We start from the raw sequence: 13,335 nt of genomic DNA, 5'->3' as shown, positions 1-13,335 counted from the left end.
TGCGCTCATCCGGCTACGTGTCACGCATTCTCCAGATGGCACGCCACCCACTGGTCCTCGCCCTTGAGCCTGAGTTCCGGCACTTCGCTGCGGCAGCGGTCGAAGGCCAGCGGGCATCGGGTGTGGAAGCGGCAGCCCTTGGGCGGGTTGACCGGGCTCGGCACGTCGCCCTTCAGGATGATCGGTGAGCGCTCGGCGCCGGGCTCCGGCACCGGCACGGCTGAGAGCAGCGCCTTGGTGTAGGGATGGCCAGGGCTCGCAAAGATCTGCCGCCGCGGCGCGATCTCGACGATCTTGCCGAGATACATCACCGCGACGCGGTGCGTCATGTGCTCGACGATGGCGAGGTCGTGGCTGATGAACAAGAGCGCGAGGCCGAACTCGCGCTGCAAATCCTGCAGCAGATTGACGATCTGCGCCTTGACCGACACGTCGAGCGCAGACACCGCCTCGTCGCAGACGATGAGGTCGGGCTTGGCGGCGAGCGCGCGCGCAATGCCGATGCGCTGCCGCTGGCCGCCGGAGAATTCGTGAGGACGGCGATTCACCGCGTCGCGCGGCAGGCGTACGATCTCCATCAGCTCGGCGATGCGGGCATCGCGCTCGGCGGCGCTCTTGGCGAGGCCGAAATTGTTGATCGGCTCGCCCAGGATGTCGCGGATCCGCATGCGCGGATTGAGGCTGGAGAACGGGTCCTGGAACACCACCTGGACGCGGCGGCGCATCTCGCGCAGCCGGTGCGGGCCGAGATCGTCGATGCGCAGGCCGTCGAGCACGATCTGGCCGCCGGTGATGTCGAACAGCCGCAGGATCGCGCGGCCGACGGTCGACTTGCCGCAGCCGGATTCGCCGACCAGCGACAAGGTCTCGCCGCGCGCGATCTCGAACGATACGCCGTCCACCGCATGCACCTTGCTCCTGGTGCGGCCGAACAGGCCGCCCGAGATCGGGAAATGCTTCTTGAGGTCGTTGACCTGGAGCAGCGGCATGGTCATGCGGCGGCCTGCTCCTTGGCGGCGAAGTGACAGGCCGCGATGTGATGCGCGGCCTTCTGTTCCAGGCCCGGTGCGTATTGGCGGCAGAGATCCGTGGCCAGCGCGCAGCGGCCGGCGAACACGCAGCCCTCGATGCGCTGTTTGAGGTCCGGCACCTGGCCGGGAATTTCCGCGAGGCGCTTGGTCTCGCCCGACAGTGACGAGCCGAGCTTGGGCAGCGCGCCGAGCAGGCCTTGCGTGTAGGGATGGCGCGGACTGCGGAACAGCTCCTTCACCGGGGCTTCCTCGACCTTGCGTCCCGCATACATCACCATCACCCGCTCGGCGACCTCGGCGACGACGCCGAGATCGTGGGTGATCAGGATGATCGCGGCACCGACGCGCTGCTTCAATTCCAGCATCAGCTTGAGGATCTGCGCCTGGATGGTGACGTCGAGCGCGGTGGTCGGCTCGTCCGCGATCAGGAGCTTTGGATTGCAGGCCAGCGCCATCGCGATCATCACGCGCTGGCGCATGCCCCCCGACAGCTGGTGCGGATATTCGCGCACGCGGCGTGCCGGCTCGGGAATGCCGACCAAGGTCAGCATCTCCACGGCGCGCGCCTCGGCCTGCGCCTGGTCGAGCCCCTGGTGCAGCCGCAGGGTCTCGCCGATCTGGCGGCCGACGGTCAGCACGGGGTTGAGGCTCGTCATCGGCTCCTGGAAGATCATCGAGATGTCGTTGCCGCGGAGCGCGCGCATCTCTCGGTCCGAGAGCGTCAGGATATCCCGGCCCTCGAGCTTGATGGATCCCGCGATCTTGCCCGGCGGCTCCGGGATCAGGCGCATCATCGACATCGAGGTGACTGATTTGCCGCAGCCGGACTCGCCGACGATGGCGAGCGTCTCGCCGGGATTGACGTGGAACGACACGCCATCGACCGCACGGTTGATGCCGGTCGGCGTGCGGAAGTGGACCTGGAGATTCTCGACCTCGAGCAGCGGCATCAGTTCAGCTCCGGGCCGCAGTTTGGGGCCTCATGGTTCGAGACGCGCCGCGGATTGCGACTGCCAAATACAACGATCATCTCGGCGCGGCGCTCCTCACCATGAGGTTCTGGCACCCGAAGGGGTCCTGCACACCGACCATGAACACGCCAAGAGGCGTGTTCATGGAGAGGGTTTGGGTCCGAAACCGGTCTGTCCTCCGTCCTTGCGAGCGCAGCGAAGCAATCCAGGATCCCTCCGCGGAAAGACTCTGGATTGCTTCGCTGCGCTCGCAATGACGGAGGGAGCAGTCTTGACGCATTTACGTGCGGTGGGGAGGACAGGTTTGAGTCCTCATGGTTCTCATCACGACGCTTTAGCGTCGAAAGCTGCGCTGCACATCGACGATGAGCACCGTCCTTACAGGAAGCGCTCTCACTCCTCACCCTGAGGAGCCCGCCGAAGGCGGGCGTCTCGAAGGGCGAGGCCCCCGCTTTTGCCTCTTGGCTCATCGTCACTCCGCTCATGGTGACTTCGCCATGCGCGGGTCGAGCGCGTCGCGGAGGCCATCGCCCACCAGATTCACGGCGAGCACCGTGATCGACAGGAACGCGGCCGGGAAGAACACGATGTAGGGCTTGACCTGCCAGAGCGCGCGGCCCTCGGCCATGATGTTGCCCCAGGAGGGAATCGTCGGCGGCGTGCCGGCGCCGATGAAGGACAGGATGGCCTCGGTGATCATGGCGCTGGCGCAGATATAGGTCGCCTGCACCAGCATCGGCGCCATGGTGTTGGGCAGGATGTGGCGCAGGATCACCATTGGCGTGCGCGTGCCCGACGCGACGGCGCCGTCGACATAGGGCTGCTCGCGCAAGGACAGCACGACGCCGCGGATGAGGCGCGCGACGCGCGGGATCTCGGCGATGGTGATGGCGAGGATGACGTTGCCGACGCTGCCGCGGGTCAGCGCCATCAGCGCCACCGCGAGCAGGATCGGCGGGATCGACATCAGCCCGTCCATGCAGCGCATCAAGACGCCGTCGGCCCAGCGCACGAAGCCGGCGACGAGGCCTATGGTGAGGCCGATCAGCGAGGCCGCGAGCGCGACCGACAGGCCGACCGTGAGCGAGACGCGGGTGCCGTACAGCACGCGCGAATAGATGTCGCGTCCCAGCGCGTCGGTACCGAACCAGAAATCCGCCGACGGCAAGCGCGTGCGCTTGGCCGGTGCGATCGCGGTGGGGTCGACGGTGAACAGGAACGGCGCTGCTACCCCGATGATCACGAGCACGAGCAGCAGCGCGCCGCCGATCGCGACCGTCGGATGGTTGCGCAGGAAGCCGAGGACGCCGCGCCGGATCTTCGGCGCCGTCATCAGGTCCGGCAGGCGAGGTGCGACGACGAGGCCCGGCGGCGGAGAGGTTGTCGTGGCGGTCAATAGCGGATCCTCGGGTCGACCAGGGTGTAGGTGATGTCGATCAGGAGATTGACGAGCACGTAGACGAAGCTGAAGAGCAGCACGATGCCCTGGATCACCGGATAGTCACGGCGCAAGATGGCGTCGATCGTGAGGCGGCCGAGGCCGGGAATGGCGAACACGCTCTCGGTGACGACCGCACCGCCGATCAGCAGCGCGATGCCGATGCCGACCACGGTGACAATCGGCACCGCCGCATTCTTCAGCGCATGGATGAACAGGATGCCGCCCTGCCCGAGGCCCTTGGCGCGCGCGGTACGGATATAATCCTGTTGCAGCACCTCGAGCATCGCGGCGCGGGTGATGCGCGCGATCAGCGCGATGTAGACACAGCCGAGCGCCACGGCGGGCAGGATCAGGTTCTGCAGCCAGGGCCAGAAACCTTGCGACAGGGGCGTGTAGCCCTGCACCGGCAGCAGATCGAACTTCAAGGCGAAGACGTAAGCGAGGATGTAGCCGACCACGAATACCGGCACCGAGAAGCCGAACACGGCAAAGGCCATGATCACGCGGTCGATCCAGGTGCCCGCCTTCCACGCCGCGATTACGCCGAGCGGGACAGCGATGAGAATGGTGAGAAACAGCGTCACCATCATCAGCGACAGCGTCGGCTCGATGCGCTGGGCGATCATCGCCGACACCGGAAGATTGGTGAAGATCGATGTGCCCAGATCAAAGTGCAGCAGACGCCACACCCAGCTGCCGAACTGGACCAGGAAGGGCTGGTCCAGTCCGAGATTGGCTCTGATGCGCTCGACGTCCGCCGGGCTCGCCTGGTCGCCCGCGATGACGACGGCCGGATCGCCCGGCGCGATGTACAGCAGGCTGAAGACGAACAGCGCGACGATCGCCATCACGGGCAAGGTCGACAGCACGCGTCGGAGCGCATAGCTAAGCATGAGATGTCAGCGCCTCATGCGGTCTTCGACACGCCCCAGAACAGCGGGATCGGCCCCTTGGCCACGCCGGCGACGTTCTTGCGCCACGCGGTGTAGCCGAGGAAGAAGCCGGTCGGTGCGAACACCACGTCCTCGATCGCCGCCTTGTTGATGCTGGCAGCGACCTTCTTTTCCTCATCGAGCGACTTGGCGTTGAACCAGTTGGTGATCTCCGTCTCCACCTTCTCGCTGCTCGGCCAGCCGAACCAGGCCTTGTCGCCGTTGGCGCGCAGAGCGGTGTAGGCCGCCGGGTTGATGCAGTCCGCGCCCGCATGCCAGGTGTGGAACATGTGCCAGCCACCCTGCGACGGCGGCGTCTTCTGCGCGCGACGGGCGCCGACGGTGCCCCAATCGGTGGCGACGAAGTCGACGGTCATGCCTAGCTTCTTGAGCAGATCCGCGGTGACGTCGCCGAACGCCTTGGTAATCGGCTGGTCCTGCGCGACCACGCAGGTGATCGGCTCGCCCTTGTAGCCGGCCTCCTCCAGCAGCTTCTTGGCCGCCGCAAAGTCGCGCTTGCCCTTCAGGATCTCGCCGCCGGCCTCGGTGTAGAGCGGCGTATCGGGCGTAAAGAAGCCGGGCAGCGGCTTCCACAGCGCGTTGTCGTCGCCGACCAGCGCGCGCATGTAGTCCTCCTGGCTCAGCGCCATCAGGATCGCCTGGCGCGCCTTCGGATTGTTGAACGGCGCATGCAGATGGTTCATGCGGAACGAGCCGACATTGCCGAGCGGATCACCGATGTCGACGCCGATGTTCTTGTTGCCCTTCAAGACCGGCACGAGATCGGTGATGGGGTTCTCCCACCAGTCGACCTCGCCATTCTGCAGCGCGGCGGCGGCGGTCGCGGGGTCAGGCATGATGACCCATTCGACGCGATCGACCAGCACCTTCTTGCCGCCGGCAAGCCACACCGGCTTCTCCTCGCGCGGCACGTAGTCGGTGAACTTCTCGAACACGGCCTTGGCGCCCGGCACCCATTCGCCCTTGGCGAATTTGAACGGGCCGGAGCCGACATATTCGGAGATCTGCTTGAACGGATCGGTCTGCGCGATGCGCTCGGGCATCACGAAAGCGCACGGCGCATTGCCCTTGCCGAGCGCGAACAGCATCTTCGGATAAGGCTGCTTCAGCACCCATTTGAAGGTCTTGTCGTCGACCGCGGTGAGCTCGTTCTGGATGGCCTTCAGCATCAGGCCCATCGGGTCACGCGCCGACCAGCGCGTCAGGCTGGCGACGACGTCCTTGGCGAGCACCGGCTCGCCGTCGTGAAATTTCAGGCCCGGACGCAGCTTGAAGGTCCAGGTCAGTCCGTCGGCGGAGACCTCTTCCGACTCGACCATCTGGCGCTGCGGCACGAACTTGTCGTCGATGCCGTACAGCGTGTCCCACACCATCGCGGCTGCGTTACGCACGACATATTGCGTGCCCCAGATCGGATCGAAATTGGCGAGATTGGCCTGCGGGACGAAGCGCAGGGTGCGCGCGGCCGCGCCTTGCGCGATCGCGGGGGCTGCAAAGCCCGTCAGCGCCAGACCACCCGCGCCCGCCAATCCCTTCAATACCGTTCTGCGATCCATGTTCTCTCCTGATGCAACGTGACCGAGTTCAATTGCCGAAATTGTAAGCAAGGCCCATGCCATGCACGTCGCGTGCATTCATTTGAACGCAAATGAGGCATGGGGCGCAAGGATGAAGGTGCCGTAGGGTGGGCAAAGCAGCCGCCGTTCGGCGGCAGCGTGCCCACCACCGCCCAGCAGATTCCGTCGCCAGACGGTGGGCACGGCGCCATTGCGATCTCGTTTTGGAAACAGCACGGCAGCGCCTTTGCCCACCCTACCCGTCACGGCTTCTTCACCGGCGAGCCATCGGCCATCAGCGTTTCGCCCTTGCGCTCTACGATCATGCCGTAAGCCCCGGGTTGGCGATGGACGTCGAAATTGAAGATCGTCTGCTTGTACGAATTGCACAGATCGAGGTCGCAGCGCGCCAGCGCGATCTCGTCGTCCTTGGTGGCGCAGGCCGCGACGATCTCGCCTGAGGGCGCGATGATACAGCTGCCGGCGATGTGGTCGACGCCCTCCTCGATGCCGCCTTTCGCGACGCCGATCACCCAGGTGCCGTTCTGATAGGCACCCGACTGCATCACGAGGCGATTATGGAACGACGAGAGGTCGTCATGCTCCGGCGCGGGCGGATTGTGCACCGGCGTGTTGTAGCCGATCAGCACCATCTCGACGCCCTGCAGGCCCATCACGCGATAGGTCTCGGGCCAGCGGCGATCGTTGCAGATCGCCATGCCGATGACGCCGCCGAACGCGTTCGCCACGCCGAAACTCTTGCCGGGCTCGAAATAGCGCTTTTCCAGATGCTGGAACTTCCGCCACGGCTCATGCTCGGCATGCCCCGGCAGATGCACCTTGCGGTATTTCGAGACGATGCGCGCGTCCTTATCGACGAGAATGGCGGTGTTGTAGCGGTGGACGATGCCATCCTCGACCGTGAGCTCGGCATATCCCAGGCAGAAGCCGACGCGCAGCTCCTTCGCGAGCGCGAACAGCGGTGCCGTCTCCGGCCCAGGCATCTCGCGCTCGAAATATGTGTCGATCTCGGCCTGATCGGCCATGTACCAGCGCGGGAAGAAGGTCGTGAGCGCGAGCTCGGGATAGACGATGAGGTCGCAGCCATTGGCATGCGCCTGGCGCATCAAGGCGCTCAGCCGCGCGACCACCGCGCGGCGCGGCTCACTCTTGGCGATGGGGCCGAGCTGACCGATGGCGAGGTTGACGAAGCGCGGCATGATAGCTGTTCCTTATTCCGGAACTGTTGAGTTCGCGGGGTGCGCTGCTCCTGCACTCATCATGCCATGCAGGTTCAATCGCGCAAGCCGGGTGCGTAGCCGAACGCGATCCCCGGTTCGGCCGCGGTCTCGACCCACACGCTCTTCACCTGCGTATATTCGTAGAGCGCCTCGACGCCGGAGGAGCGGCCGTGTCCGCTATTGTTGTAGCCGCCGAAGGGCGAGGCGACGTTGATGGTCTTGTAGGAGTTGATCCAGAACGTGCCGGCCTTCACGCTTGCTGCGACGCGATGCGCGCGCGCAACGTCCTTCGTCCACACCGCGCCGGCCAGACCGAACTCGCTGTCATTGGCGATCGCGATTGCCTCCTCCTCGGTCTCGAAGCGGATCGCGGCGACGACGGGGCCGAACACTTCCTTGCGCGCGATGCCCATCGCGTTGGTGACGTTCTTGAGCACGGTCGGCTTGACGTAGTAACCGCCGTCCGCGCGCTGACCATTGTTGCCGGCGACGACCTCGGCGCCCTCCTGCGCGCCCTCGCGGATGAGCGACAGCACATGATCATATTGCCTGGCGTTGTTGATCGGGCCGATCTCGGTGTCCGCCGACAGCGGATCGCCGCATCTGATCTTGGCCGCGCCTTTCGCGACCAGATCGACGAAGCGGTCATACACCGCGCTCTGCACCAGCAGCCGCGAGCCCGCGACGCAGCTCTGTCCCGCACCGCCGAAGATCGCCGCCTGCGCGCCGATCGCGGCGCGCTCCAGATCGGCATCGGCGAACACGATGTTGGCGGACTTGCCGCCGAGCTCGAGCACCGACGGCACCAGCCGCCGCGCGGCAGCCTCGCCGATCAGCCGCCCCGTCGGGACGGAGCCGACGAACACGACCTTCTTCACCGCTGCTTGCGCGAGCGCCGCCTGCCCCGTGGTATGGCCGTAGCCCGCGAGCACGTTGATGACGCCCTTCGGCAGGCCGGCGGATTCCGCGATCACCGCAAGCGCCAGCGAGGTCAAGGGCGTCAGCTCAGATGGCTTCAGCAGCACCGCATTGCCCATGCTGATCGCCGGCGCGATCTGCCAGCCGGCAGTGAAGACCGGCGCGTTCCATGGCGTGATCTGCAGCACCACGCCCATCGGCTCGCGGCGCGTGTAGTTGAGATGGCTCGTCGGCACCGGAATGACGTCGCCGTGGAATTTGTCGGCCCAGCCGGCATAATATTCGAACATCTCCGCGACCTTGGCGACCTCGCCGCGGGTGTCGCGGATCGGCTTGCCGGCGGAGAGCGATTCCAGCTGCGCCAATTGTTCGGCTGAAGCCAGGATCGCGCGGGCCACCGCCTGCATCGCGCGCCCGCGGCCGGCAGCCGTGACGCGCGCCCACTCCGCCTGCCCGGCAACGGCTGCGGCGGCAGCTCTTGCCGCGACATCAGCCCCTGCATCGGAATAACTAAACAGCAATTGCCCGGTTGCAGGATCATTCACTGCGACGGTCGCGCCATCGCCGATGACGCACTCGCCGCCGACATGCGAGCCGATGCTCGCGAAGTCGGGCCAGAACAGCCTGACGGCCTCGCGCAGGCGCGGATCGATGAAATGGGTCATGGCTGCACTCATGTCTTCGAGATCGGGCCGAGCTGCAGCTCGACGATGCGGTTGAAATCCTCAGGGTCCGCGATGCGGCCGGCGCTGTCCGCCCAGATGCGCGCGGTGTCCGCAGCCATCGGCAAAGCGAGGCCGAGCTCGCCGATGAACTGCGCAGCGAGCCTGACGTCCTTGCGCATCAGCTGCATCGTGAAGCCGGAATCGAAGGCGCCGTTGAGAATCCAGTTGGGCACGTTGACCTGTGTCACACCGGAGCGGCCGGAGCCGGCGTTGAGACCTTCGAGCAGCCGCTCGGCGTCGACGCCGGCCGCACCGGCGATGCGCAGCGCCTCGGCTGCGGTGAGCAGATGCGCGGCGCAGAGCAGGTTGTTGACGATCTTGGCGACGTTGCCGGCCCCGACGCCGCCGACATGCACGCGCTTGGCGCTCATGCGCTCCAGCACCGGCAGCACGCGCGCGAGGTCCTCGTCCTCGGCACCGATCACCATGGTCATCGTTCCGCTCGCCGCGCCCTTCGGCCCGCCGCTGACGGGCGCATCGACGAAGCCCATGCCGCGCGTCTTGAGCAGGCCAGCGAGCCTGCGCGAGGTCTCGGGATGCGAGGTCGACGTGTCGACGATGACGACGCCGGCGCGTGCATGTGCGAGAACACCGTCGCTCCCCGTCACCACGCGCTCGACGATCTCGGCCGTCGGCAGCGACAGGATGACGATGTCGGCGGCCGCGACGACCGCGCCGATGCCGTCTACGATGGCAATGCCCTCTGCAGCCAGAGCCTCGCGCGTCGCAGCGAGCGCGTCGTAGCCGGTGACGGCAAGCCCTGCGCCCTTGAGCGTGAGGGCCATGCCGCGCCCCATATTGCCAAGCCCGATGATGCCGACTGCGGTCACGACGCCTCCTGCGAAAGATTGCGGCAACCAGCCTAGCCGCCCGATTTCGGGGCAGACATCAGCGGCGTCCGCCGATAGTGTTGACCTCAAGGCAACACTTCGGATCTGCCATGTCGGCCCTGCTCGATCATCATCGGCTGCGTTACCTTCACGAGACCATTCGGCTCGGCTCGGTGCGCGCAGCGGCAGAAGCGCTCGAGGTCAACGCCTCGGTGATCAGCCGGCAGATCGCGCTGTTGGAAAAGGAGCTCGGGCTGACGCTCATCGAGCGGCTCAGCCGCGGCATCCGCGCGACCGAGGCCGGGATGCTGCTGGTCGAGCGCTTCCGGCAGTGGCAGGCCGATCAGGCCGACACCGTCGCCAAGCTGCGCGAGCTGCAAGGGCTCAAACGCGGCCATGTCGACATCGTGCTCGGCGAGGGTTTCGTCAGCGACCTGATGTCGGGCCCGCTCGGCCGGTTCTGGCAGCGGCACCCCGGAATTGACGATGGCGTTCGATCTCGCCGGCACCAACGAGGTCGTCAACGCCGTGGCCGAGGATCGCTACCACATCGGCCTGGTGTTCAACCCATCAGCCGATCCGCGCATCCGCGTCGCCACCGCGAGCCGCCAGCCGCTGTGCGCGATCGTGCCGCCGGATCATGCGCTGGCGCGGCTCGGCCGCCCCTTGCGCCTGCGCGAGCTCGCCGACCATCCGCTCGGCCTGATGCATTCGAGCTATGGCACGCGGCAGATCGTGGCGATGGCGGAGGCCGCCGAGCAGATCGCGCTCCAGCCGAAGCTCACGACCAGCTCGATCAACGTGCTTCGCCATTTCGTCAAGAGCGGCCTCGGCCTGACGCTGCTGCCGGCCTTCTCGATCGCCGCCGATCTCGCCGATGGATCGCTCGCCGCCGTCCCGATCGACAACCGCCTCCTGTCATCGAGCGAAGCGTGCGTCATCACCCGGCGCGGCCGCGAGCTGCCGCATGCGGCAGGTCACCTGCTGCGCTTCCTCAGCGGCCAGATGCGGGCGTTCAAGATCGCGCGAAAAAAGTAGCATGACACAGGGGCTGCCGTTGTGCTCCCGCTCCGGTTGCGCTTGAATGCGTCAATCCCGGGAAACACCAACATGCGCTCGATTCTGACGATCGCCTTCGGCCTGCTCGCGGTCACGACAGCTCACGCCGAGACCTGCCAAACCATCGGCAACCAGATCATGTGCGACAACGGCCTGTCCGGCCAGCGGATCGGCAACAACATCTTTTGGAGCGACGGCTCCTCGTCGCAGCAGCTCGGAAGCTTCACCTACAACAGCGACGGCACCAGCTCGCAGCAGATCGGCCCACACACCTATTACAGCGACGGCAGGTCATCTCAGACGATCGGCAGCACCACCTATTTCAGCGACGGCAAATCCTGCCGGCGAATCGGCAATCAGATCTATTGCGATTGATCGGCGTCCCGACGGGACCGGCCGGGGCAGCGTCAGCTTGCAGATCCCTGGGGCTGGAGCGGGTGAAGGGAATCGAACCCTCGTATTCAGCTTGGAAGGCTGCTGCTCTACCATTGAGCTACACCCGCATCTGGCGCGTTCCCTAACACGGTCCGTGGCGGGTCTCAACCTCTTCGGGCGGGGTCGGCGGAGGGATCGGAACGGCCTGAGCAGTCGGGAACACTGGCCAAGTCGGTCGCGCGCGTCGCTTTGAAGCCGCAGTGCAGCATAGCCTGAGTTCCGTATTCGGCCCCCCTACCGCCCGCCGGATCAGCCGCCTATATTGACTGGACCATCAACAACGAAAGGAGGTGATCCAGTGTCTTTCACCAAGCGCTGTCACCTCGCTGGGATCGCCCGCTGAGCGGCTCTTCATGAGCGACGTTCGATGAGCGCGTGATTCGTCAGCGATCGGCGCCATCGCGGCTCGGCAACGGGGCGGTCTCAGCCCTGGACCAGCGAGTTCAAGATCGGGAGCGCGGCGGGTCAGACGGCCCGCCGCGTTTTTTATGGGCTCAGCCGCCGTCGCCCGCCGGCTTGACCGGGCTCGTCCCGACGAAGCGGCGCGCCAGAAATCCACCGAAGCCGAGCATCCAGAAATACTGGACGTATTCCGGGGCGTAGGCGGCCAGCGCGATTCCCGGCACGAACACGATGACGGGAAACACGGCGCCGGCGATCTCGGCATGACGGCCGCCCGAGAGGGCAAGCCACCAGAGCGCAGCGTTCAAAGCGGCGATGATCGTCAGATGCAGGCCATAGAGCACGGCCACCGCGCTCGACAGCCGGTAGCTGCCGTAGAGCCCATTGGTGACCGGCAGCAGCACGATCGAGAGCAGGAAAAACAGATTGAGGATGACGACAAAACGGCTGCCGAACGGCTGCCGCGCCAGCCGGCGGTGATGGCTGATCCAGAACACCCCGGCGATGATGAAGCTGAGCACGAGCCCGGCGAGGCGGCCGGAATAAATGTGGGCCAGATCGTCCCAGCCGGGCATCTGGGCGAAATTCGGCTTCGGCAGGTCGTAGGCCAGAAGCGTCATCGCCACACCGAAGATGGTGTTGGAGAGCGATTCCAGCCGGCGCATCTCGAACAGGTCGGGTTGAGGCTCGGTCATGTCAGATCGGCGGCAGCAGCGGGCATGGGGGTCAATGCGACGCCGATCCTATAGCAGGTCTGTCGCCCCGTCGCGTTACCCGCACGAAGACGGCGCGATACGCGCCGTCCAATCCCTCGTCACCATCTCCGCCGCTCGACCTCAGCGGCAGGCATAGACGTGGCCGTCGAAGCCGCGATAGCTCCGCGTGCTCGGATTATAGCTGCGGAATTGCATGCAGCCGGGCATTCCGGCGGTGCGCAGCCGCGGCTTGTCCTCGGCTTGCGGCCGGGCCGCGACCGGCGTCCCGGTATTGGCCGGCTTGGCCATCACGATCATCTTGCGGATCGCCGACATCGCCCCCGGCTTGCCCGACGCGGCCGGAGCCTCGGCTTGTGTACTCTTCGCCGCCGCGGGATCCTTGACTGCAATCACCACGGGCTTGCCCGGCTTGCCGGCCGACGGCTTGCCAAGCTGCGTCGTCGCCGTCGCAGGCTTGCTCGGCGCGACATTGCCCGCCGCGGCGCCGGCGGTGACAGCGCTCCCAGGCACGGACTTTGTTGCAGCCGGCTTGCTCGCCGCCGGATTGACCGCGAGCGGCTTGGTCATGGAGGACTTGCCGGCAGAGGCCTTGCGGGCTGTCACCGGATCGAGGCCGGCGGCCTTTTGCGGCGCCTCGGGCTTGTCAGTCACCGCCGCCTGCTTCGGCTCAACGGGCGTCGGCTGGGCGGGCGAGGCAGCTTCGCTCGCCGCGGGCTTGGCATCCGCAGCCGGCTTGTCGGCAGCCGCAGACGGGCTTGGCGCCGGCTCAGTCGAGGCGGTCCGGTCATCGGCCGAGCTCTTGTCCTCGGCGACCGGCGCCTCCACGGGCTTCTTGATCAGCTTCTTGCATTCGAGCGGAAACACCAGCTCGCCCGACGCTGTGAGCCCGATCGGCTCGCAGCCGCCGAATGGCCCGCTCTCCTTCAGCGTCTCCTTGGCTGTCTCCGCGGCACCTTGCTCTGCGCTGTGCGCAAGGGTGACGCCGGTCACAACCTGAAATAGTAAAACGCCACACACCACACCGGCTTGGCCGGCCTTCCGCCCCAATGCACGCATG

The 13,335-nt window shown here is 66.1% G+C and carries 11 protein-coding genes, 1 tRNA gene and 1 pseudogene; 2 read left to right on the top strand and 11 right to left on the bottom strand.

Annotated features, from left to right (window positions below; translation table 11 throughout):
• Nucleotides 1-20: 20 nt before the first annotated feature.
• The 8 genes from ACVILH_RS20495 to ACVILH_RS20460 all read right to left on the bottom strand — a co-directional run bounded on the left by ACVILH_RS20495 (nt 21) and on the right by ACVILH_RS20460 (nt 9,666).
• Entirely contained in the window at nt 21-995 is a 975-nt protein-coding gene (locus ACVILH_RS20495; RefSeq protein ID WP_456714507.1) for an ABC transporter ATP-binding protein, read from the bottom strand.
• Nucleotides 992-1,981: an oligopeptide/dipeptide ABC transporter ATP-binding protein gene (locus ACVILH_RS20490; protein WP_434875581.1), complete on the bottom strand. Its 990-nt coding sequence runs from the start codon at nt 1,979-1,981 to the stop codon at nt 992-994. The genes ACVILH_RS20495 and ACVILH_RS20490 overlap by 4 nt, the downstream gene beginning before the upstream one ends.
• A gap of 502 nt (nt 1,982-2,483) precedes the next feature.
• Complete coding sequence (locus ACVILH_RS20485; RefSeq protein ID WP_456714506.1) at nt 2,484-3,398, bottom strand: ABC transporter permease; 915 nt, start codon at nt 3,396-3,398, stop codon at nt 2,484-2,486.
• The gene (locus ACVILH_RS20480) at nt 3,395-4,336 is read right to left on the bottom strand and encodes an ABC transporter permease (RefSeq protein WP_456714505.1); all 942 of its coding nucleotides are present in this window, start codon (nt 4,334-4,336) and stop codon (nt 3,395-3,397) included. Before ACVILH_RS20480 ends, ACVILH_RS20485 begins: the two co-directional genes overlap by 4 nt.
• A 14-nt stretch (nt 4,337-4,350) precedes the next feature.
• Nucleotides 4,351-5,952, bottom strand: coding sequence for an ABC transporter substrate-binding protein (locus ACVILH_RS20475; RefSeq protein WP_456714504.1), 1,602 nt, complete (start codon nt 5,950-5,952; stop codon nt 4,351-4,353).
• A gap of 263 nt (nt 5,953-6,215) precedes the next feature.
• The gene (locus ACVILH_RS20470; RefSeq protein WP_456714503.1) at nt 6,216-7,172 is read right to left on the bottom strand and encodes an N-carbamoyl-D-amino-acid hydrolase; all 957 of its coding nucleotides are present in this window, start codon (nt 7,170-7,172) and stop codon (nt 6,216-6,218) included.
• Between the two features lie 74 nt (nt 7,173-7,246).
• Entirely contained in the window at nt 7,247-8,776 is a 1,530-nt protein-coding gene (locus tag ACVILH_RS20465; RefSeq protein ID WP_456714502.1) for an aldehyde dehydrogenase family protein, read from the bottom strand.
• An 8-nt stretch (nt 8,777-8,784) separates the two neighbouring features.
• Nucleotides 8,785-9,666, bottom strand: a complete 882-nt coding sequence (locus tag ACVILH_RS20460) for an NAD(P)-dependent oxidoreductase (RefSeq protein ID WP_456714501.1) — start codon at nt 9,664-9,666, stop codon at nt 8,785-8,787.
• Nucleotides 9,667-9,776: 110 nt separating this feature from the next.
• Between ACVILH_RS20460 and ACVILH_RS20455 the strand changes: the two are divergent.
• Nucleotides 9,777-10,704: pseudogene (locus ACVILH_RS20455) on the top strand (LysR family transcriptional regulator).
• Between the two features lie 72 nt (nt 10,705-10,776).
• Nucleotides 10,777-11,100 (top strand): hypothetical protein, encoded by a 324-nt coding sequence (locus tag ACVILH_RS20450; RefSeq protein WP_456714500.1) that lies wholly within the window; start codon nt 10,777-10,779, stop codon nt 11,098-11,100.
• 54 nt (nt 11,101-11,154) lie between these two features.
• Here the strand turns inward: ACVILH_RS20450 and ACVILH_RS20445 are convergent.
• The 3 genes from ACVILH_RS20445 to ACVILH_RS20435 form a co-directional block, all read right to left on the bottom strand.
• A tRNA-Gly gene (locus ACVILH_RS20445) sits at nt 11,155-11,228 on the bottom strand.
• A gap of 426 nt (nt 11,229-11,654) precedes the next feature.
• Nucleotides 11,655-12,257: a TMEM175 family protein gene (locus ACVILH_RS20440; protein WP_456714499.1), complete on the bottom strand. Its 603-nt coding sequence runs from the start codon at nt 12,255-12,257 to the stop codon at nt 11,655-11,657.
• 141 nt (nt 12,258-12,398) lie between these two features.
• On the bottom strand, nt 12,399-13,334 hold the full coding sequence (locus ACVILH_RS20435) for a hypothetical protein (protein WP_456714498.1): 936 nt from the start codon (nt 13,332-13,334) through the stop codon (nt 12,399-12,401).
• Between the last annotated feature and the right edge of the window lies 1 nt (nt 13,335).

The organism is Bradyrhizobium sp. USDA 4353 (genome assembly GCF_054063215.1).
The sequence above is the reverse complement of the archived record's forward strand: the minus strand, read 5'-3'. Positions and strand labels throughout refer to the sequence as shown.

Excerpts from the sequence above, each read along its gene's own strand:
- ACVILH_RS20495 (WP_456714507.1), bottom strand. The coding sequence starts at position 995 with ATGACCATGCCGCTGCTCCAGGTCAACGACCTCAAGAAGCATTTCCCG.
- ACVILH_RS20490 (WP_434875581.1), bottom strand. The coding sequence starts at position 1,981 with ATGCCGCTGCTCGAGGTCGAGAATCTCCAGGTCCACTTCCGCACGCCG.
- ACVILH_RS20480 (WP_456714505.1), bottom strand. The coding sequence starts at position 4,336 with ATGCTTAGCTATGCGCTCCGACGCGTGCTGTCGACCTTGCCCGTGATG.
- ACVILH_RS20475 (WP_456714504.1), bottom strand. The coding sequence starts at position 5,952 with ATGGATCGCAGAACGGTATTGAAGGGATTGGCGGGCGCGGGTGGTCTG.
- ACVILH_RS20470 (WP_456714503.1), bottom strand. The coding sequence starts at position 7,172 with ATGCCGCGCTTCGTCAACCTCGCCATCGGTCAGCTCGGCCCCATCGCC.
- ACVILH_RS20465 (WP_456714502.1), bottom strand. The coding sequence starts at position 8,776 with ATGACCCATTTCATCGATCCGCGCCTGCGCGAGGCCGTCAGGCTGTTC.
- ACVILH_RS20450 (WP_456714500.1), top strand. The coding sequence starts at position 10,777 with ATGCGCTCGATTCTGACGATCGCCTTCGGCCTGCTCGCGGTCACGACA.
- ACVILH_RS20440 (WP_456714499.1), bottom strand. The coding sequence starts at position 12,257 with ATGACCGAGCCTCAACCCGACCTGTTCGAGATGCGCCGGCTGGAATCG.
- ACVILH_RS20435 (WP_456714498.1), bottom strand. The coding sequence starts at position 13,334 with ATGCGTGCATTGGGGCGGAAGGCCGGCCAAGCCGGTGTGGTGTGTGGC.